Here is a 20,340-nt window from a genome sequence, read left to right as displayed (position 1 = left end):
GTCAGTCCGTCGGCACCTCGTCGGCGGACGCCGCACCCTCGGCCTCATCCGCGGCCGGGGCCTCCGGCTCGCCGAGCGCCGCCGGACCCTCGGAGACGAGCAGGGCGAACTGCTCGGCGTCGATGATCCGCAGACCGAGTGCTTCGGCCTTCGCGAGCTTCGACCCGGCACCCGGGCCGGCGGCGACGAAGTCGGTCTTCTTCGAGACGCTCGACGCAGCCTTCCCGCCCGCCTGCACGATCGCTTCCAGCGCACCCTCCCGGGTGAAGCCCTCGAGCGAACCGGTGGCGACGACGGTGACACCGGACAGCACACCACCGGCCGCGACCGCCGCGCCAGGCCCCGGGTGTCCGGGTGTCGCCCACTGCACGCCCGCCGCAGTCCACTCCTCGACGATCTCGCGATGCCAGTCGACCTCGAACCAGGCGATGAGGGCGTCGGCGATGATCCCGCCCACGCCGTCGACCTCTGCGAGCTCGTCGCGGGTGGCCGCACGGATGGCGTCGAGCGAACCGAAGTACTCCGCGAGTGACCGGGCGGCGACCGGGCCGACGTGGCGGATGTTGAGTGCCACGAGCAACCGTGCGAGCGGGCGGGTCTTCGCGCCGTCGAGGTTGGCGAGGAGTTCGATCGCGTTCTTGGACGGCACCGAGGACTCGTCGCCGTCGAACTCGGCCGCGGCCGGATCGTGCACGCCGTCCTTCTTGGCGCGTCGGCGGCGGAAGGGCGTGACGCGCTTCTCGGATCCGTCCTCGTTGAGCTTGGGCAGCCCGGTCTCGTTGTCGCGGACGATCACCGTGACCGGGAAGATGTCGGCCATCGTGAGCGAGAAGAGTCCGGCCTCGGTCGTCAGCGGTGGTTCCGCGGGCTCCACCGGCTGGGTGAGCGCCGCTGCCGCCACCTCGCCGAGCGCCTCGACGTCGAGCGCGCCACGGGAGCCGATGTGCTCGACGCGTCCGCGCACCTGCGCCGGGCAGCTCCGCGCGTTCGGGCAGCGCAGGTCGATGTCGCCCTCCTTCGCGGGGGCGAGGGTGGTACCGCACTCGGGGCAGTGCTCGGGCATGACGAACTCGCGCTCCGAACCGTCGCGGAGCTCGACGACCGGGCCGAGGACCTCGGGGATGACGTCGCCGGCCTTCCGGAGGACGACGGTGTCGCCGATGAGCACCCCCTTCGCCTTCACGACGTCCTGGTTGTGCAGGGTCGCCTGACGCACCTCGCTGCCGGCGACGAGCACCTTCTCCATGACGGCGAACGGGGTGGCGCGACCGGTGCGCCCGACGCTCACGACGATGTCGAGGAGCTTCGTGTTCACCTGCTCGGGCGGGTACTTGTAGGCGATGGCCCATCGCGGAGCACGACTCGTCGCGCCGAGCTCGCCGTGGAGCGCGAGATCGTCGACCTTCACGACGACGCCGTCGATCTCGTGCTCGACGCTGTCGCGGTGGGCGCCGAAGTACTCGATGAACTCCGCCGCACCGGTCGCCTCGTCGTGGACCCGGTAGTGCGAGGAGGTCGGGAGCCCCCAGCTGTGCAGCAGCTCGTAGACCTGTGACTGCCGAGCGACGGGCGGCTGTTCCCACGCGCCGATGCCGTGGACGAGCATCTGCAGGCGGCCGAGCCGGTCGTGCATGAGTGCGAGCTGGGCCGGGTTCTTGCTCTCCGCCTTCTGGCGCAGGGAACCGCTCGCCGCGTTGCGCGGGTTGGCGAAGACCCGTTCACCGGCGGCCGCCTGGTTGGCGTTCAGTTCGCGGAAGGCCTCGACCGGGAAGAAGATCTCGCCCCGGACTTCGACGACCTCCGGGAACTCGACCTCGGGGTCGGACGACGTCAGGCGTTCGGGGATGGAACGGATGTACCGCACGTTCTCCGTGACGTCCTCGCCGACGACGCCGTCGCCGCGCGTGGCCGCGCTCACGAGGCGGCCGCGCTCGTACCGGAGGTTGATGGCGAGGCCGTCGATCTTCAGTTCGCAGAGGTACTGGACGGACCCTCCGGCGTCGCGCTCGACCTTGGCGGCCCAGGCGAGGAACTCCTCGATCGAGAAGACGTTGTCGAGGCTGAGCATGCGCTCGAGGTGGGTGACCGGGGCGAACAGCGTGGTCTCGGCACGCCCGCCGACGGTCTGGGTGGGGCTGTCCTGGCTCTGCAGCTCGGGGAAGAGACGCTCGAGCTCCTCGAGCCGACGGAGCATCGCGTCGTACTCCTCGTCGGAGGCGAGCGACTCGTCGCGCTCGTAGTACGCGTCGCGAAGCTCGAGGATGCGCGAGGTGAGTTCCTCGGCCTCGGTCGATGCCTGCTGGAGGGTCTGTCCGGTGCTGTTCGCCACGGCGTCCAGTCTACGAGCGGCGTCCGACACCGGCGGGCGCTTGACACCCGGCACGTCCTCCCAGATGTGCGCAACCGGGTCGGGGCGGGTCTCATCGAGGAGTAGGGTGTCGCAGTGCCGCAGGAACCATGCGCGCGGAATCGGAGGAACCATGTCCCAGTCCAGCAGTCCGGGAACGGGGGCGGCTCCTACCAGCAAGCAGCTGACCGCGCGCGTCATCGGCATCTCCGTCTCGGCCGCGGTCGGTGGCTTCCTCTTCGGGTTCGACTCCTCCGTGGTGAACGGCGCGGTCGACGCGATGCAGGACCACTTCGCGCTCAGTGAGGCGCTCATCGGCTTCGCGGTCGCGTCAGCGCTGCTCGGTTGCGCGCTCGGCGCCTACCTCGCGGGCCGGATCGCCGACAGCCGCGGCCGCATCTTCACGATGCTGCTCGGTGCAGGCCTGTTCTTCATCTCCTCCTTCGGAGCCGGCTTCGCCTTCTCCCCCTGGGACCTCGTGATCTGGCGCATCGTCGGCGGGCTCGGTATCGGCATCGCCTCGGTCGTGGCTCCGGCGTACATCGCCGAGATCGCCCCGAGCGCCATCCGCGGCCGTCTCGCCTCGCTGCAGCAGCTCGCCATCACGCTCGGCATCTTCGCCGCGCTCCTGTCCGACTCCGTCCTGGCGGGCGCCGCCGGCGGCGCCTCGAACCCGCTGTGGTTCGGCGTCGAGGCCTGGCGCTGGATGTTCATCGCCTGCGCGCTCCCGGCCGTGGTCTACGGCGTGCTCGCGATGCGGCTCCCCGAGTCGCCCCGGTTCCTCGTCCGCAAGGGCAAGTCGGACGAGGCCCGTCGGATCTTCGCGACCGTCTGGCCGCAGGAGGAGGTGGATCGCGCCGTCAAGCTCGCCGAGCAGGCGGTGAAGGACGATGAGCAGCAGAAGAAGGCGACCCTCTGGGGCGGACGCTTCGGGCTCCTGCCGATCGTCTGGATCGGCATCATCCTGTCGATCTTCCAGCAGTTCGTCGGCATCAACGTGATCTTCTACTACTCGACGACGCTGTGGAAGGCCGTCGGGTTCCAGGAGTCCGACTCGCTCCTCATCTCGGTCATCACCTCGGTGACGAACGTCGCGGTCACCGTCGTCGCCATCCTGCTCGTGGACCGCATCGGTCGACGGCCGATCCTCCTCGCGGGTTCCATCGGTATGACGGTCTCGCTCGGCGCGATGGCGATCGCGTTCACGCAGTCGGTCACCGACAGCGCCGGCGAGGTCTCGCTGCCCCAGCCCTGGGGCACGATCGCCCTCGTGGCCGCCAACGTGTTCGTCGTCGCGTTCGGCGCGTCGTGGGGACCGCTCGTCTGGGTGCTCCTCGGCGAGATCTTCCCGAACCGCCTGCGCGCGAAGGCGCTCGGTGTCGCGGCGATGGCGCAGTGGATCGCGAACTTCCTCATCACGGTCAGCTTCCCGGCCCTCGCCGCGTTCTCCCTGCCGGTGACCTACGGCATGTACGCGCTGTTCGCGCTCCTCTCGTTCGTCTTCGTCCTCGCGAAGATCCCCGAGACGAACGGCCTGACGCTCGAAGAGGCGGAGACCCTCTTCGTCAAGAAGCCCAAGAAGTCCAAGGCGGGCGCACAGACCCGATCCTGACGACCGACGCAGAACGCCCGACGAGCCTGGCTCGTCGGGCGTTCCGTCGTTCCTGGGGTCCTCAGGCGGAGGCGGCGGCTCCGACGGGCACCGCACTGACGGTGCGGTCGATCGTGAACTGGCCGAGGACGCGCGTCCCGCTGTACAGCACGGCGGTCTGTCCGGGAGCGACGCCGTCGAGTGGCGTCTCCGGGTGGACGACGAGCTCGCCGTCGACGAGCGTCAGCGCGGCGGGGACCGGGTCGGCGTGCGCACGGATCTGGACGTCGCACGGGATCGGTGCGACACCGACCTCCGGCGTCCTCCCCGCCCAGGTGAAGCGCGAACCGGCGATCTCGCCGATGGCGAGCGCCTCCTTCGGCCCGACGACGACCGTGTTGTCCTTCGGACGCACCTCGAGGACGAAGCGCGGACGTCCATCCGGCGCCGGCACGCCGAGGTGCAGGCCCTTGCGCTGGCCGACGGTGAAGGCGTGGGCACCCTCGTGCGAACCGACGACGGCTCCGTCTCGGTCGAGGACCTGGCCGGTCTCGGTGCCGACCCGCTCCCCCAGCCAGCCCTTCGTATCGCCGTCGGGGATGAAGCAGATGTCGTGGCTGTCGGGCTTGTTCGCCACCGTGAAGCCGCGCTCCGCGGCCTCGGCTCGGACCTCGGCCTTCGACGGTGTCGCGCCGAGCGGGAACATCGAGTGCGCGAGCTGTTCGGCGGTGAGCACGCCCAGGACGTACGACTGGTCCTTGGCCCAGGCACTCGCGCGGTGCAGCTCACGATCGCCCTCGGGGCTCGTGACGATCGTGGCGTAGTGACCGGTCACGACCGCGTCGAACCCGAGGTCGAGCGCCTTCTCGAGCAACGCCGCGAACTTGATCTTCTCGTTGCAACGCATGCACGGGTTCGGGGTCCGGCCGGCGCGGTACTCGGCGATGAAGTCGTCCACCACGTCGAGCTTGAAGCGCTCCGAGAAGTCCCACACGTAGTACGGGATGCCGATCAGGTTCGCCGCACGCTGGGCGTCCATCGAGTCCTCGATGGTGCAGCACCCGCGACTGCCGGTCCGGAGCGTGCCCGGCATCCGGCTGAGCGCCAGGTGGACGCCGACCACCTCATGGCCTGCGTCGACGGCGCGTGCCGCTGCCACGGCGGAGTCGACTCCGCCACTCATCGCTGCCAGAACTTTCACCGGGCAAGTCTACGCGCCAGCCGCTGGACGGCCACCCGCAAGCGGTGACGGGACGGCTGCTCAGGGACGAGCGCCCAGCGCCGTGTCGCGGTCGGCGGAACCGGCCCGACTCGCCTGTGCGTACGCGCGCGGCAGGGCCTGGAGGAAGTCGTCCACGTCCGTCTCGGTCGTCGTCCGACCCAGCGTGATCCGGAGGACCGATCGGGCCTCCGTCTCCGGGCGTCCCATCGCGAGCAGGACATGCGACGGTTCCGGGACGCCGGCCTGGCAGGCGGAACCCGTCGAGACCGCCACCCCTGCGAGGTCGAGGAGGAAGAGCATCGAGTCTCCCTGTGCGCCGGGGAACACGAAGTTCGCGTTCGACGCGAGTCGCTCGCTGGGATCGCCCGTCAGCTCGGCCTCCGGAACGGTCGCCCGCACGCCGGCCACGAGTCGGTCGCGCAAGGTGCCGAGACGCTCCTGCTCCGCGGTCCGCTCGAGCGCCATGAGCTCCGCGGCGACGGCGAATCCGACGGCTGCCGCGACGTCCTGCGTGCCGGAGCGGAGTCCGCGCTGCTGTCCGCCACCGTGCTGCAACGGCTCCACCACGGCTGCGCGGCTCACGACCAGCGCTCCGATCCCCACGGGACCACCGATCTTGTGCGCGGAGACGCTGAGCGCGACGAGACCACTGGCACCGACCGATCCGGATGCGGCGCGAAGGTCGGCGAGGTCGATGGGGAGGTGTCCGTAGGCCGAGACCGCGTCCAGGTGGAACGGCACCGCGGCCGCTGCGGCGAGCGCCGCCAGCCGGACGACGGGCTGGATGGTGCCGACCTCGTTGTTCGCCCAGAGCGCCGTCGCCACGGCGATGTCGGGGCCGTGGTCGGCGAAGCGCTCGGCCGCCGTGTCGAGTGAGACCCGGCCCAGGTCGTCGAGCGGGATCCAGAGCGGGGATGCACCCTCGTGGCGCTCGAGCCATTCGACGGTGTCGAGCGTGGCGTGGTGCTCCCCCGCGGGTGCGAGCACGGCGGCGCGGCGTCGATCCTGCTGGCGGTGCCAGTAGAGCCCCTTGAGGGCGAGGTTGATGGATTCGGTGCCGCCGGAGGTGAAGACGAGTTCGATGGGGTCGCACCCGAGGGTCGCAGCGACCCGCTCACGTGCCTCTTCGAGGAGGCGGCGGGCCTGTTGCCCGGGGCCGTGGATGGAGGCCGGGTTGCCGACGGTCGCCATCGCGGACGCGTAGGCCTCGATCACCTCGGATCGCACCGGGGTCGTCGCGGCGTGGTCCAGGTACACCACCATGCCGCTCCTCCCCTCGCCGCGGTGTCCGCGGATCTTCGCGCACTCCCGCACTCACTACTGTAGAACCCATGAACGCTGGTGACCCCTTCCACGATCTCGGCGTCCGCCTCGGCCCGTCCGGTGGTGAGCTCCGTGTGTGGTCCGAGCATGCGGATGCCCTCGAACTCGTGATCTTCGACGACAAGGATCTGAACTGGATCACCCACTCGGTCGAGATGACCCGCGACGACGACGGGGTCTGGAGTGGGAGTTCCGAGGAGCTGGTGCTCGGCCGACGCTATGCGGTCCGCGCCTCCGGGCCGTCCTCGCCGAACAACGCCTTCGACCCGAGCCTGCTGCTGCTCGACCCCTACGCCCGCGGGCTCGCCCGCGTGTCGGCCGAGCAGTGGCGTTCCGTCGTCGTCGACGACGCGTTCGACTGGGGCGGTGTGCAGAAACCCCGTGTCCCGCTCGACCGGACCGTCGTGTACGAGGCGCACGTCAAGGGGCTGAGCAAGCTGCACCCCGACGTGCCGGAGGAGCTGCGGGGCACGTACGCGGGCCTCGCCCACCCCGCGATGATCGCGCATCTGCACGATCTCGGGGTGACGAGCGTCGAACTGCTGCCGGTGCACGCGTTCACCTCTGAGCAGCGTCTCATCAAGCAGGGCCTCGTCAACTACTGGGGCTACAACACCCTGAACTTCTTCAGTCCACAGGCCTCCTACGCGACGAAGACGGCTCAGGCGGGTGGCGCGGACGAAGTCCTCCGCGAGTTCAAGGGCATGGTGAAGCTGCTGCACGAGGCCGGCCTCGAGGTCATCCTCGACGTCGTCTACAACCACACCGCCGAAGAGGGGCCCGGCGGCCCCCGCACGAGCTTCCGCGGCATCGACAACGCGACCTACTACCGTCAGGACGCCACCGGCGCCTACATCGACGTGACGGGCTGCGGCAACACCGTGGACTTCGGCCACCCGGTCCCCCAACAGCTCGTGCTCGACTCGTTGCGGTACTGGGCTGACGAGGTGCAGATCGACGGCTTCCGGTTCGACCTCGCTGCGACGCTCGGTCGGAACGAGGCGGTCGAGTTCACGCCCGACCACCCCCTGCTCGAGGCGATCGTCCACGACCCGTCGCTCGTCGACGCGAAGATGATCGCCGAGCCCTGGGACGTCGGGATGGGCGGCTGGCAGACGGGGAACTTCCCTGACGGTTGGCACGAGTGGAACGACCGGTACCGGGATCGTGTCCGCAACTTCTGGCTCTCCGACATCGACTACGCGAGACGGGCGGACGCCCCGGTCGGGATCGGTGGGTTCGCGACCCGTCTGGCCGGATCGAGCAACACCTTCTCCGCTGAGCGCGGTCCGCTGGCCTCCGTCAACTTCATCACGGCCCACGACGGGTTCACCCTGGCCGACCTCGTCTCGTACGACGTCAAGCACAACGTCGGGAACGGCGAGTCCAACCGCGACGGGACGGACAACAACCGCTCCTTCAACCACGGTGCCGAGGGCCCGACGGACGACCCCGCGATCCTCGCCGCTCGTCGCAAGGCGATGCGGAACCTGCTCGGCACGCTCCTGCTGTCGGCGGGTGTCCCGATGCTCACGGCAGGCGACGAGTTCGGGCGGAGTCAGCGCGGCAACAACAACGCGTACTGTCACGACTCCGAGCTGACGTGGGTCGGATGGACGAGGGAGCCCTGGCAGGACCAGTTGCTCGCGCACAGCCGTCGGCTCCTCGAACTCCGGCGCGAACACCCCGCCCTCCGACCGGAGCACTTCGCCGCCGCCGGGACGACGGTGCCCGGCGCGAGCGTCATGGACTGGTTCGACGCTTCGGGCGCGACCATGAGCACCGAGGACTGGACGAGTCCGCGGAACCGGACACTGCAGTTCTTCTCGACGAGCACGCCGGAGTCCGAGGAGCTCGACCGCGTGCTGCTCATCGTGCACGGCGTCGAGCAGCCGGTCGAGGTCACCTTGCCCGAGCACGAGGGCGTGACCGCGTTCGTGCGCATCTGGAACTCCGCGGACGACGCACCGATGTCCGAGGAGGAGCAGTTCGTCCCCGGCCAGACGGTCCCGGTCTCCGCCACGTCGATGCAACTCTTCCGAGCCGTCTGACGATGGCGAAGCGCAGGGCCGAGGGTGGCGGCACGCCGGCGACGGTGACGTTGACCTCGCTGGGCATCCCCTTCACCCCGCGCGCCTACCGACACGACCCGTCGGTGACGGCCTTCGGTCTCGAAGCCGCCACGGCGCTCGGCGTCGACCCGCCCAGGGTGTTCAAGACCCTGCTGGCGGAGGTGGACGGGTCGCTCGTCGTCGCGATCGTCCCGGTCGCCGACCAACTCGACCTCAAGGCGCTCGCGGCGGCCCTCGACGGGAAGCGGGCGACGATGGCGGACCCTGCCGTCGCCGAGCGGAAGACGGGCTACGTGGTCGGCGGCATCAGCCCGATCGGGCAGCGCACCACGCTCCCGACGGTGCTCGACGAGAGCGCCTTCGAGCACGAGACGGTGTTGGTCTCGGGTGGTCGGCGCGGGTTCGACCTCGAACTCGCCCCGTCCGACCTCGGATCGGCCGTCTCCGCCGTCGTCGCGCGGATCGCCAGATAGTCGGATCCCTCGACGCACCGGTCCGAGGGTCGCACCGGCGCGTCGGAGGAGATCGCCCTACTGGTCCGCCACGGCGACGAGCCCGAGTTCCGCGGGGGTGAGGAGCAGCTCGTGTCTCGGCACGATGCGCACCGTGTACCCGAACCCGCCGGCCCGATCGAGGGGAAGCGTCCCGGCGTACTCGAGCGTGTGCTCCGGCCGACTCGTCGACGGGGACTGCTGCTGCTCGAGCGGCTGCGTCCGGATGTCGAGCAGTTCACCCCCGGCACCGGGTACCCCGCAGACCACCTCGACGGTCACGTCCTCGGGTGACAGCGATCCCAGCTGGACGTAGGCGCGCAGCCGCAGCACGTCACCGACCTGCGGGACCGCGTCGACACCGCCGCTCTCGACATGGGCGACCGCCAGCTGCGGCCAGGCCTCGCGCACCCGCTGCTTGTAGGCTGCCAGCTCGCGCGCCCGCTGCTGATCGGACGCGTTCAGCTCGCGCTCCATCGCCGCCGCCGGGAGGTACATGCGCTCCGTGTACTCGCGGACCATGCGGTCGGCGCTGAGCGGTTCGGACAGCGTCGAGATCGTGTGTCGCACCATCTGCATCCAGCGCTGCGGCAGCCCGTCGTCCTCGCGCTCGTAGAACCGCGGCACCAGCTGGTGCTCGAGGATCTCGTACAGCGCCGTGGCCTCGAGGGCGTCGCGTTCCTCGTCGTCCGCCGCCCCGTCCGCCGACGGGATGACCCAACCGTTCTCGCCGTCCGCGTACTCGTTCCACCATCCGTCGAGGATCGACAGGTTCAGGGCTCCGTTGAGTGCGGCCTTCATGCCGGACGTCCCGCAGGCCTCGAGGGGACGCAGCGGGTTGTTCAACCACACGTCACAGCCGGGGTAGAGCGTCTTGGCCATCCCGATGCCGTAGTCCGGCAGGAAGACGATGCGCGATCGGAGCTCGGGATCCTGGGCGAACTGTACGAGGCGCTGGATGAGCCGCTTGCCGTCGTCGTCCGCCGGGTGTGCCTTGCCCGCGACGACGATCTGGACGGGCCGTTCGGGGTGGAGCAGGATCGCGCGCAGTCGGTCGGGATCGCGCAGCATGAGGGTGAGCCGCTTGTAGCTCGGCACCCGCCGGGCGAACCCGATCGTCAACACCTCGGGGTCGAGCAGTTCGTCGATCCAGGACGGGAGCACCGCTTGCGGGTTCTGGGTCCGATACCCATCGGCGATCCGGCGTCGCACGTCGGCGACGAGGCGCTCCCGCATCCCGTGCTTCCGCGACCAGAGCTCGGCGTCCGAGAGCGAGGGATCGGACCAGTCCGCCCGACTCGTGTCGGTCGTCCCCCACCGGTCCACGGCGAGGTCGACGAGCGACGGATCCGTCCAGCTCGGGGCGTGGACACCGTTCGTGATCGACGTGATCGGCACGTCCGAGACGTCGAAGCCGGGCCAGAGCCCTCGGAACATCGCCCGGCTCACCTCGCCGTGCAACCGACTGACGCCGTTCGCGCGCTGCGCCAGACGCAGGCCCATGATCGCCAGGTTGAACACGTCGGCCGAGCCGCCGTTCGCCGTCTCGTCGCCGAGTGCGAGGACGTCCGGTGCGGCGACGCCCGGGAGCAGGTCACCGCTGAAGTAGCGCGTGATCACCTCGCGGTCGAACCGGTCGATCCCGGCTGGAACGGGGGTGTGCGTCGTGAAGACGGTCCCGCCGCGCACGAGCTGCAGCGCCTCGTCGAAGGAGAGTCCGTTCCCGACGAGGTCGCTGATCCGCTCGAGCCCCAGGAAACCGGCGTGGCCTTCGTTGGAGTGGTAGACCTGCGGCAGCGCGTGGTCCGTGAGCTCGCTCCACTGCTTGATCGCTCGGACGCCGCCGATGCCGAGGAGGAGTTCCTGCAGGAGTCGATGCTCGCCACCCCCGCCGTACAACCGGTCCGTCACGCCGCGCAGGTCGGCGACGTTCTCCGGGATGTCCGTGTCGAGCAGCAGCAGTGGCACCCGACCGACCTCGGCGATCCAGACCCGTGCCGACAGGCTCCGGTCGTCGGGGAGCGCCAGGGTGACGGTGACCGGTGTCCCGTCCGGTTCCCGGAGCACGGTGACCGGGAGTCCGTCGGGGTCCTGCACGGGATAGGACTCCTGCTGCCAGCCGTCGTTCGTGATCGACTGCGCGAAGTATCCGGAGCGGTACAGGAGACCCACGCCGACGAGCGGCACCCCGAGGTCGGAGGCGCTCTTCAGGTGGTCGCCGGCGAGGATGCCGAGTCCGCCCGAATACTGCGGCAGGGCCGCGGCGATACCGAATTCGGGCGAGAAGTAGGCGATCGTCTGTGGTTTCGGGTCCGGGAGGCCCTGGTACCACCGCGGCTCCTCCAGGTACCGGCGGAGGTCGGCGTGCAAGGCGTCGGCCCGGCCGACGAAGTCCGCATCGGCGGCGAGTTCCGCCAGTCGCTCCGGTGTCACGAGTCCGAGGCCGCTGATCGGATCGTGGTCGGACTCGCGCCAGACGTCCGGTGCGATCTCGTCGAACAGGCGCTGCGTCGGCTCGTGCCACGACCACCGCAGGTTCGCAGCGAGGGCGGTGAGCGAGGTCAGGGACTCGGGGATGAGCGCGCGGACGGTAAACCTGCGGATAGCCTTCACGCGCTCACTCTATGGCAACCGCGGAACGCACCCGAACGCTCATCGGGCGGCCACCCGGGACACGGCAGCGCCCAAGGCCTTAGCATGACGCGCGACACCCCGCGCGCCCCTTCATCGGTGGTCGTTTCGCGGTACGGTCGGACCAGTGGCACCGAAGGAGATGGAACGCACTATGCCGAAGTCAGTACCGCAGTCCTCCACCGTCGACGACGCCGTACCGGTGTCGCTCACGCTGTCCCCGAGCATCGGGCGCATCCCGATCCTGGATCCGACGCCCTCGGTCGAAGGTGGCCGTTGGCCGGCCAAGGCGTTCTCGGGCGAGGTGGTGCCGTTCGGCGCGACCGCGTTCCGCGAAGGACACGACCTCATCGGCGTCGAGCTCCTGCTCACCGATCCGCGCGGGAAGACGGTCGCGCATCGGATGGCTCCGGGCGCCCCGGGCACGGACCGCTTCGAGGTCGAGGTCCAACTCGCGACCGAGGGCACCTGGCGGTACCAGGTCCGCGCCTTCGCCGACGAGTTCTCGACCTGGGAGCACAACGCCCGGGTCAAGATCGAGGCCGGCGTCGACGTCGAGCTCATGTACCTCATCGGCGCGGAACTCCTCGAGCGCGCCGCGACGGACAAGCTCCGCCCGGCGAAGGACCGCCGCTTCCTCACCGCCGCCGCCAAGCTCCTCCGCGACACCGACGCCGAGCCGGCAGCCCGGTTCGCGGTGCTCGACGACCCCGAACTCCTGGCCATCGCCGACCGCCGGCCGTTCGCCGGTCTCGCGAGCACGAGCGACGAGCGCGTGGTCCGCGTCGAGCGAACCCGGGCCGGCGTCGGTTCCTGGTACGAGTTCTTCCCGCGGTCGGAGGGTGCCGAGCGGAACCCGGACGGCTCCTGGACGTCGGGCACCTTCCGCAGCGCAGCCGGTCGGTTGCCGGCCGTCGCCGCGATGGGGTTCGACGTCCTCTACCTGCCGCCCATCCACCCCATCGGCGTGACGTTCCGCAAGGGGCCGAACAACACCCTCACGCCCGGCGAGCACGACCCGGGTTCCCCCTGGGCGATCGGTGGTGCCGCGGGCGGTCATGACGCGATCCATCCCGACCTCGGCACGGAGAAGGACTTCGTCGCCTTCGTCCGCCAGGCGAAGAAGGTCGGCCTGGAGGTCGCCCTCGATCTCGCGCTGCAAGCGTCGCCGGACCACCCCTGGGTGACCGAGCACCCCGAGTGGTTCACGACCCTCCCCGACGGCACGATCGCGTACGCCGAGAACCCGCCGAAGAAGTACCAGGACATCTACCCGGTCAACTTCGACAACGACCCCGAGGGCATCCGGGCCGAGGTGCTGCGCATCGTCCGGCACTGGATCTCGCTCGGTGTCCGCATCTTCCGCGTCGACAACCCCCACACCAAGCCGCTCGACTTCTGGGAGTGGTTGCTCGCGACCGTCAACCGGACGGACCCCGACGTCGTGTTCCTCGCGGAGGCCTTCACCCGTCCGGCCCTGCTGCAGGGTCTGGCGAAGGTCGGGTTCCAGCAGAGCTACACCTACTTCACGTGGCGCAACACGAAGGAGGAGCTCGAGGAGTTCCTCGGCGCGGCAGCGACCGAGACCGCCGACTTCCTCCGGCCCAACCTGTTCGTCAACACGCCGGACATCCTCACCGAGTACCTCCAGTTCGGTGGCCGGGCGGCGTACAAGGTGCGTGCGGCGATCGCCGCGACCGCCGCGCCGACGTGGGGGGTCTACGCCGGGTACGAGCTCATCGAGAACGTCGCCCGTCCCGGTGCCGAGGAGAACATCGACAGCGAGAAGTTCGAGTACCGTCCGCGGGACTGGGCCGCTGCGGAAGCCGCCGGCACCTCGCTGTCGCCGTACCTCACCCTGCTCAACCAGATCCGGCGTGCGCATCCCGCCCTCCGGCAGTTGCGCAACATCAGCTTCCACTGGAGCGACGACGACCAGATCCTCGTCTTCAGCAAGCATCTCGACCAGCGGTTCACCGGCACCGGTGAGCACGACACCCTGCTCGTCGTCGCCAACCTCGATCCGCACTCGGTCCGACAGACCATGGTGCACCTCGACCAGACCGTGTTCGGTGGCGTCCCGGGCGGCAGCTTCGACGTCACGGACCTCGTCACGGGAGCCGAGTGGATCTGGTCCGACAGCAACTTCGTGCGCCTCGACGCCTTCACCGAGCCCGTGCACATCCTGAGCGTGAGGATCCGACCATGACGACCAGCCCTGTGACCCCAGACGGAGCCGCTGCACCGAAGCGCTCCGGCCGTCGAGCCGCACCGATGCCGGTCGACGCCACACCGGCGCCCCGGGAGCTCCCGCTCCCCTCCGTCGAGGACTGGATCCTCGACGCCGTCGCGGAGGGCCGCTACCACGATCCGCACCAGATCCTCGGCCAGCACCTCGTCGACCTCGGCGGGGTGAGCGACCCCCTCGTGGTCGTCCGCGCCAGACGCCCGCTGGCCGAGCAGGTGACGGCGGTGCTCGCCAACGGTGCGCGCGTGGAGCTCGCGCACGTCCGCGCCGGCATCTGGCAGGGCTTCCACGTCGACGGCATCATCGACTACACGCTCGACGCCCGCTACAGCGACGGGTCGATCTGGAACGCCGACGACCCGTACCGGTTCGCGCCGTCGATCGGCGAACTCGACCTGCACCTCATCGGCGAGGGTCGCCACGAACGACTCTGGGACGCCCTCGGCGCACACGTCACCGAGCTGCGTGGGGTCACCGAGTCGGTCGCCGGCACCGCGTTCGCCGTCTGGGCACCCCACGCGCGCGCGGTCCGGGTCATCGGCGACCTCAACTCCTGGGACGGCACGGCGCACGCCATGCGCAACATGGGTGCGACGGGTGTCTGGGAGCTGTTCATCCCCACCATCGGCGCCGGCGAGCTGTACCGCTTCGAGATCCTGACCCAGCACGGCGACTGGGTCCGTCGGTCCGACCCGATGGCCCGGTTCACCGAGCGCTCCCCCGCCACCGCATCCGTGACCGGTGTCAGCGACTACCGCTGGACCGACGAGGCGTGGCTCGATCGGCGGGCCGCGAGCGATCCGCACAACGGACCCATGAGCGTCTACGAGCTGCACGTCGGCTCCTGGCGTCCCGGGCTCGGCTACCGGGACCTCGCGGACCAGCTCATCGAGTACATCGCGGAGCTCGGCTACACGCACGTCGAGTTCATGCCGCTCGCCGAGCACCCCTTCGGCGGCTCCTGGGGCTACCAGGTCACCGGCTACTACGCGCCGACCAGCCGCTTCGGTTCGAGCGACGACCTCAAGTACCTGATCGACCGTCTCCACGGCGCGGGGATCGGCGTCCTCATGGACTGGGTGCCCGGCCACTTCCCCAAGGACGAGTGGGCCCTCGCGAACTTCGACGGTCAGCCCCTCTACGAGCACCCCGACCCGCGACGTGGCGAACAGCCGGACTGGGGCACCCTCGTCTTCGACTTCGGCCAGCCCCAGGTCAAGAACTTCCTGGTGGCCAACGCCCTCTACTGGCTCGAGGAGTTCCACGTCGACGGCCTGCGCGTCGACGCCGTCGCCTCGATGCTGTACCTCGACTACTCGCGGAAGGACGGCGAGTGGCTGCCGAACGTCCACGGCGGGCGCGAGAACCTCGAAGCGATCAGTCTCCTCCAGGAGGCGAACGCGACGGCCTATCGACGGAACCCCGGGATCGTGATGATCGCCGAGGAGTCGACGAGTTGGCCCGGCGTCACCGCGCCGACGAGCGAGGGCGGACTCGGGTTCGGCCTGAAGTGGAACATGGGCTGGATGCACGATTCGCTCCAGTACATCGAGCACGACCCGCTCTACCGGTCGCACCACCACGGCGAGATCACCTTCTCGATGGTCTACGCCTTCAGCGAGAGCTTCCTCCTGCCGATCAGCCACGACGAGGTCGTCCACGGCAAGGGGTCCCTCCTCGCGAAGATGCCCGGTGACCACTGGCAGCAACTCGCGAACATGCGGGCCTACCTCGCCTTCATGTGGGCCCACCCCGGCAAGCAGTTGCTCTTCATGGGCCAGGAGTTCGGTCAGCCCTCCGAGTGGTCGGAGGAACGCGGTCTGGACTGGTGGATCCTGGACCAGCCGAGCCACCGGGCACTGCTCGGCCTCGTGTCCCGACTCAACGCCGTGTACACGGAGCACCCGGCTCTCTGGGCCCTCGACCACGACGCCGCCGGCTTCGAATGGCTCGACGCCGGGGACGCACAGAACAGCGTGCTCTCCTTCCTGCGCTGGGACGACGACGGCAACGTGATCGCCGCGCTCGTGAACTTCTCCGGTGCCCCCGTCGGGCCGTACCGGGTCGGTCTGCCTCGCGCGGGTCGGTGGGAGGAACTGCTCAACACCGACGCCGTGGAGTACGGCGGATCCGGCGTGGGCAACTACGGATCGATCGAGGCGTCGGCGTCACCGTGGGCGGGACGCCCGGCTTCCGCCGAGCTCACGCTCCCTCCGCTCGGCATGATCTGGCTCAAGCACGTCGGCTGACCAGGCTTCCGCAGCACCCGGATGCACGACGAAGGCCCGCCTCCTGAGGGAGGCGGGCCTTCGTCGTGCATCGGTCCGGTCAGTAGAGGAGGCCGGTCAACCGGGCCCTGGCCTTCATGACGCGCGGATCGGTGACGCCGGCGACCTGGAACAGCTCGAGCAGGCGCGTCCGGACGGTGTCCTTGCCCGACTGGTCGAGGTCGGGGAACAGCGTCAGCAGCCGGTCGAAGGCGTCCTCGAGGTGTCCTCCGGAGAGGTCGAGGTCGGCGACGGTCAGCTGGGCGTCGAGATCGTCGGGAGCGGCGGCCGCTCGTCCGCGGATCTCATCGAGGGTCTTCCCCGTGAGGCGGTGCAGCAGACGGACCTGGGCGAGGCCGGCCACAGCCATGTCGTCCTTCGGGTTCTGCGCGATGGCCTTCTCATACGCGGCGATGGCCGTCGGGTAGTCGGCGCGCTCGATGGCCTCGTACGCCTCGGCGTGGAGGGGCGGCAGCGGCTCTTCCACGGGCTCGGCGGGGGCTGCAGCGTCGCCATCGGCGACGACGGCCCGACCGGAGACCCCGTTCTGCTCGGCCAGCTGCAGCAACTGCTCGATCACGTCGCGCACCTGCGACTCCGGGATCGCGCCGTTGAACATCGGCACCGGGCGTCCGCCCACGACGGCGACGACCATCGGGATCGACTGCGCCTGGAAGGCCTGGGAGAGCTGCGGGTTCGCGTCGACGTCCACCTTGGCGAGCACGAAGCGACCGGCGTATTCCGCGGCGAGGCGCTCGAGTACCGGCGAGAGCTGCTTGCACGGTCCGCACCATTCGGCCCAGAGGTCGATGACGACGGGGACCACGGAGGACAGCTCGACGACCTGTCCGAACCCGTCGTCCGTCGCGTCGAAGACGAGGGACGGGACCTGGACGGTCTGGTCGGTCGTCGCGCCGGGCGCTTCTGCAGGCGCGCCTGGCTGGGTCGGCGCACCGGCGGGCGGCGTCTGGTGGCGACGCGCGAGGCCGGAGAGGTCGACGGCGCCGCGCAGGTGTGCCGCGCTCGGCTCCGCGGCACTCACGGGAGCTCCGATGCGGCGATGAGGGTCTGGGTGAATCCGAGCAAGGTGATCTTCTCTCCGGAGTTGACGGCTGGCACGTAGAACAGGAGCTGGTCGCCGTAGGTGGCCTGTGTCCCCTTCGCGCTCTCGGTGATCCCGGAGAGCGCGGCGACCGCACCCGAAGGTTTCACGGTAGCACCGGCTGTGACGACGGAGACCACCTCGCCCTCCTGCACGTTGACGGCGACGATCGCGCCGGAGTCGTTGGTCGCCAGCGCGACGTTCGGGCCGGTACCGGCGGCCGCCGAGAAGGCGATGCTCGCCGTCGTCGGCAGGTTGGCGGCCTTCGTCGCGCGGTCCGCGGCGACCTGCGTGCGGAAGACGTCGCCATCGGCGTTGAACAGGCCGGCGAAGGTGCTCGCGTCGCCGTTCGTGATGATGTCGGCGTAGGCCGCGGCGATCTCCTCCGGCGGCATGACGAGCAGCTTCGAGTCCGGCGGGACGCTCGCGGCACCGATGGTCGCGGGCGCGACGTTCTCGAGTCGGGCGCCCTCGAGGAGCTTCTCCGCGTAGACGACCTGGTAGTTCGACCGCGGGTCCTGCTGGGTCATCACGAGGACCGTCGGCGACACCGTCTCGTCGGCCTTGTCCTGGATCGCGGTCATGACCGTCCGTGGCCAGGCGTCCGTCGCCTGAGGCAGGGTGAGCGTGACGGGCGAGGCGGGGATGGGGGTCGCTCCGGCGGCGTCGGCCACCTTCGAGCGGAGGGCGTAGTTCGCGGTGCGCTCCTCGAGCGCCGGCCCGGAGAACCGGACGGCCGCAGCGGTGCCGTCGAGCGCAGCATCGGCCTCGGACGCCGCCGTCGAGATCCGCGACACGATCCGTTCGACCTGTGGCACGGTGACGACGGGCGCCGCGAAGTCCTGGTCCTGGCTGTCGGCCGGCAGGTCCGTCGCGGTGACGGTGGGCGTCGGTGACGGCGCTCCGATGGTCGGCCAGTAGTCCTGGGAGCAGCCGCTCAGGCCGAGCGTGCCGATGAGGACGAGCGGGACGCCCACGACGAGGGAACGGCGGAGCGGGGAGCGCTTCGTCTTGCCGGCTCCGAGTTCACGGGGGCGGCGCGGCTTCGGTTGTCTCGACATCTTCGTGATGCCCTTCTGTCCTTGTCCCGGACCCTTGCGACGCGGGCCTCGCGAGCGACGCATGCGCTGGATCCCCGAGAGGTAGAGCACGATGCCGGCGAGGAGCACGAGGATGCCACCGGCGATCAGCGGGCCGGCCCACGGGGTGGCGTTGTCGAGTGGCCAGGAGAGGCGGAGGGAATCCGGAGCGGCGGCCGTACCGTCGGTCGCGATGAGCACGTCGATGTCCTTCGGCAGGTTCATCGTCGCGATGACCGCGCCCGCCTCGTCGTACTCGCCGAGCCAGAGGTCGGATCCGCGCGGGTCCGGGCCCTTCTCGGAGGTGGTGGTGTCGTCGGTGGCCTCGGGGGCCGGCGTCGCCGACGGCTCCGGACTCGGGGTCGCCCCGTCGTCGGTCGCGTCCGCCTCGGCGGTGACGGTGGTGGTCGTCAGGGCGGTGCCGGCACTGTTGACGCCGACGCGGCTGTAGGGCTCGTCGCCGAGCCAGGCCGTGATGTCGTCGGAGCGCCCGTAGCTCATGAACACCTGGGTGTCGCCGCCCGCGCCCGCCACGATGGACTGCGCTCCCGGCTGCGACTGCAGCACGCTCCCGGGGATGACGATGAACCGATCACCGCTGTCGACCGTCGTGGACAGGCTGAAGGTGCCGGGCGAGAGGAACACGGTCCGTTGCGCGATTCCCGTCACGATCATGACGGCTGCCACGACGAACGCGGCGATGGCGAGAACGAAACGCACGGATTACTCTCCTCTGGCGTCGGAGCGACGCGGGTGATCCTGCGTCCGACGGGATCCGGCGGGTCGGGCCGGCAGGAGACGCAGGTGGTTCAGGCTATCGGAAATGACTGGGAGGCGGCTAGACGGCCGCTGAGAGGCCGGGGGCCGGCCAGTGGGTCGGGAGCGGCAGCGCCTCGGGACGCACTGCAGCGACGATCTCGGTGAGCACGCGTCGGGTCTGGCTCTCCCCCACCCACAGGTGCTTGGCACCGTCCACCGGGACGAGGGTGGCCCCGGGGAGGACGCCGAACCGTTCCGCCGCTTCCGCGGGTCGGAGGTAGTCGTCGAACTCGGGCACGAGGACGACCATCGGCCGGTCGTCGCCGGCCCAGGCCCGGAGCTCGTCCTCCGTCGTGCGGTGCAGCGGCGGAGAGAGGAGGATCACGCCGTCGACGGCCGGGTCGCGCCCGTACTTCAAGGCCAGCTCGGTCCCGAACGACCATCCGACGATCCACGGATGCGGAAGCCCGCGCTCGGCCACGAACGCCAGCGCGGCCTCGACATCGGCCCGCTCGCCGACGCCGCCGTCGAACGCGCCGTCGCTCGTCCCTCGCGGAGACGAGGTGCCGCGGGTGTTGAAGCGGAGCACCGCGATCCCCGCGAGCGCAGGCAGGCGCGCCGCGGCCTTCCGGAGCACATGGGAGTCCATGAACCCGCCGGCGGTCGGCAGCGGGTGGAGCGTCACCAGGGTCGCGACGATCTCGCCGTCGGCCGGCACCGCGAGCTCGCCGACGAGGGTCAGGCCGTCGGCCGTGTGCAGCTCGATCTCCTCGCGGACGGCGGGGAGCTCGGCGCCACCACGGATCTCGATGGTGTCGGTCATGAGTCAGTCCTCCGGGGCAGTGTGGTCGGGTCGTTTCGCGGCGTGCGTGCGTTCACCGGATCCGCCAGCAGTGGGAGTGCCAGTGCCGCCGGGCAGCGATGTCGGCCTGGTCGCCCAGGACCCCGTCAGCGCGCCACGTCACCACATGGGCGGTGCCGGGCGGGATGGACTGTCCGCATCCAGGACACACATAGGTCTTCTGCGCACTGGAACCGCTGACGGGCTGGACGAACCAGGATCCGTCTCGATGGTCCTCGGTGCGTTTCCACCCCGCCATCAGCCGTTCGAGACCGTTACCCTCGTCGTCGCCGGGCCGTGGCCGGTGGCGGTGGTGTCGGGGCATGGGTCAAGTCTAGGCTCAGCCTCCACGACCGTGTCGGGAGGC

13 protein-coding genes are annotated in these 20,340 nt (G+C 70.1%); 5 read left to right on the top strand and 8 right to left on the bottom strand.

The features are described 5' to 3' along the window. Position 1 precedes the first annotated feature (1 nt). Positions 2–2,329, bottom strand: a complete 2,328-nt coding sequence (gene ligA / locus AC5JOC_RS18305) for an NAD-dependent DNA ligase LigA (RefSeq protein WP_494246963.1) — start codon at positions 2,327–2,329, stop codon at positions 2–4. A 151-nt stretch (positions 2,330–2,480) separates the two neighbouring features. Between ligA and AC5JOC_RS18300 the strand changes: the two genes are divergently transcribed. After that, complete coding sequence (locus AC5JOC_RS18300) at positions 2,481–3,959, top strand: sugar porter family MFS transporter (protein WP_079705678.1); 1,479 nt, start codon at positions 2,481–2,483, stop codon at positions 3,957–3,959. Between the two features lie 61 nt (positions 3,960–4,020). Here AC5JOC_RS18300 and mnmA read toward each other — a convergent pair whose 3' ends face one another. Further along, positions 4,021–5,139 (bottom strand): tRNA 2-thiouridine(34) synthase MnmA, encoded by a 1,119-nt coding sequence (gene mnmA, locus AC5JOC_RS18295; protein ID WP_240043902.1) that lies wholly within the window; start codon positions 5,137–5,139, stop codon positions 4,021–4,023. A 60-nt stretch (positions 5,140–5,199) separates the two neighbouring features. Then, positions 5,200–6,423, bottom strand: coding sequence for a cysteine desulfurase family protein (locus AC5JOC_RS18290; RefSeq protein WP_159878423.1), 1,224 nt, complete (start codon positions 6,421–6,423; stop codon positions 5,200–5,202). Between the two features lie 68 nt (positions 6,424–6,491). On the opposite strand from AC5JOC_RS18290, the gene glgX reads away from it, so the two are divergent. Together glgX and ybaK are read left to right on the top strand one after the other, a co-directional pair. After that, complete coding sequence (gene glgX / locus AC5JOC_RS18285) at positions 6,492–8,534, top strand: glycogen debranching protein GlgX (RefSeq protein WP_494246962.1); 2,043 nt, start codon at positions 6,492–6,494, stop codon at positions 8,532–8,534. A gap of 2 nt (positions 8,535–8,536) precedes the next feature. Next, positions 8,537–9,028 carry a Cys-tRNA(Pro) deacylase gene (ybaK, locus tag AC5JOC_RS18280; protein ID WP_494246961.1) on the top strand — a complete coding sequence of 164 codons (492 nt, stop codon included), beginning with the start codon at positions 8,537–8,539 and terminating at the stop codon, positions 9,026–9,028. 57 nt (positions 9,029–9,085) lie between these two features. Here the strand turns inward: ybaK and glgP are convergent, their stop codons facing one another. Then, complete coding sequence (gene glgP / locus AC5JOC_RS18275) at positions 9,086–11,659, bottom strand: alpha-glucan family phosphorylase (RefSeq protein WP_494246960.1); 2,574 nt, start codon at positions 11,657–11,659, stop codon at positions 9,086–9,088. Positions 11,660–11,831: 172 nt separating this feature from the next. On the opposite strand from glgP, the gene AC5JOC_RS18270 reads away from it, so the two are divergent. After that, the gene (locus tag AC5JOC_RS18270; RefSeq protein ID WP_494246959.1) at positions 11,832–13,886 is read left to right on the top strand and encodes an alpha-1,4-glucan--maltose-1-phosphate maltosyltransferase; all 2,055 of its coding nucleotides are present in this window, start codon (positions 11,832–11,834) and stop codon (positions 13,884–13,886) included. Between the two features lie 65 nt (positions 13,887–13,951). Further along, complete coding sequence (gene glgB / locus AC5JOC_RS18265; RefSeq protein WP_124770159.1) at positions 13,952–16,174, top strand: 1,4-alpha-glucan branching protein GlgB; 2,223 nt, start codon at positions 13,952–13,954, stop codon at positions 16,172–16,174. Between the two features lie 79 nt (positions 16,175–16,253). On the opposite strand, the gene AC5JOC_RS18260 is transcribed toward glgB, so the two are convergent. The 4 genes from AC5JOC_RS18260 to AC5JOC_RS18245 all read right to left on the bottom strand — a co-directional run bounded on the left by AC5JOC_RS18260 (position 16,254) and on the right by AC5JOC_RS18245 (position 20,298). Continuing rightward, positions 16,254–17,234 carry a tetratricopeptide repeat protein gene (locus AC5JOC_RS18260; protein ID WP_494246958.1) on the bottom strand — a complete coding sequence of 327 codons (981 nt, stop codon included), beginning with the start codon at positions 17,232–17,234 and terminating at the stop codon, positions 16,254–16,256. Further along, entirely contained in the window at positions 17,231–19,093 is a 1,863-nt protein-coding gene (locus AC5JOC_RS18255) for a DUF8094 domain-containing protein (protein WP_138946842.1), read from the bottom strand. Before AC5JOC_RS18255 ends, AC5JOC_RS18260 begins: the two co-directional genes overlap by 4 nt. A 118-nt stretch (positions 19,094–19,211) precedes the next feature. Continuing rightward, positions 19,212–19,955 carry an alpha/beta hydrolase gene (locus AC5JOC_RS18250; RefSeq protein ID WP_124769142.1) on the bottom strand — a complete coding sequence of 248 codons (744 nt, stop codon included), beginning with the start codon at positions 19,953–19,955 and terminating at the stop codon, positions 19,212–19,214. A 52-nt stretch (positions 19,956–20,007) separates the two neighbouring features. After that, positions 20,008–20,298 (bottom strand): Rv1322 family protein, encoded by a 291-nt coding sequence (locus AC5JOC_RS18245; RefSeq protein WP_071260877.1) that lies wholly within the window; start codon positions 20,296–20,298, stop codon positions 20,008–20,010. Between the last annotated feature and the right edge of the window lie 42 nt (positions 20,299–20,340).

The sequence above is a fragment of the Plantibacter sp. genome (assembly GCF_059073635.1).
Note: the sequence above shows the minus strand (reverse complement) of the source record. Positions and strands in the feature narration are given on the sequence as shown.

Excerpts from the sequence above, each read along its gene's own strand:
- AC5JOC_RS18300 (WP_079705678.1), top strand. The coding sequence starts at position 2,481 with ATGTCCCAGTCCAGCAGTCCGGGAACGGGGGCGGCTCCTACCAGCAAG.
- AC5JOC_RS18290 (WP_159878423.1), bottom strand. The coding sequence starts at position 6,423 with ATGGTGGTGTACCTGGACCACGCCGCGACGACCCCGGTGCGATCCGAG.
- glgX (WP_494246962.1), top strand. The coding sequence starts at position 6,492 with ATGAACGCTGGTGACCCCTTCCACGATCTCGGCGTCCGCCTCGGCCCG.
- ybaK (WP_494246961.1), top strand. The coding sequence starts at position 8,537 with ATGGCGAAGCGCAGGGCCGAGGGTGGCGGCACGCCGGCGACGGTGACG.
- AC5JOC_RS18270 (WP_494246959.1), top strand. The coding sequence starts at position 11,832 with ATGCCGAAGTCAGTACCGCAGTCCTCCACCGTCGACGACGCCGTACCG.
- glgB (WP_124770159.1), top strand. The coding sequence starts at position 13,952 with ATGCCGGTCGACGCCACACCGGCGCCCCGGGAGCTCCCGCTCCCCTCC.
- AC5JOC_RS18250 (WP_124769142.1), bottom strand. The coding sequence starts at position 19,955 with ATGACCGACACCATCGAGATCCGTGGTGGCGCCGAGCTCCCCGCCGTC.
- AC5JOC_RS18245 (WP_071260877.1), bottom strand. The coding sequence starts at position 20,298 with ATGCCCCGACACCACCGCCACCGGCCACGGCCCGGCGACGACGAGGGT.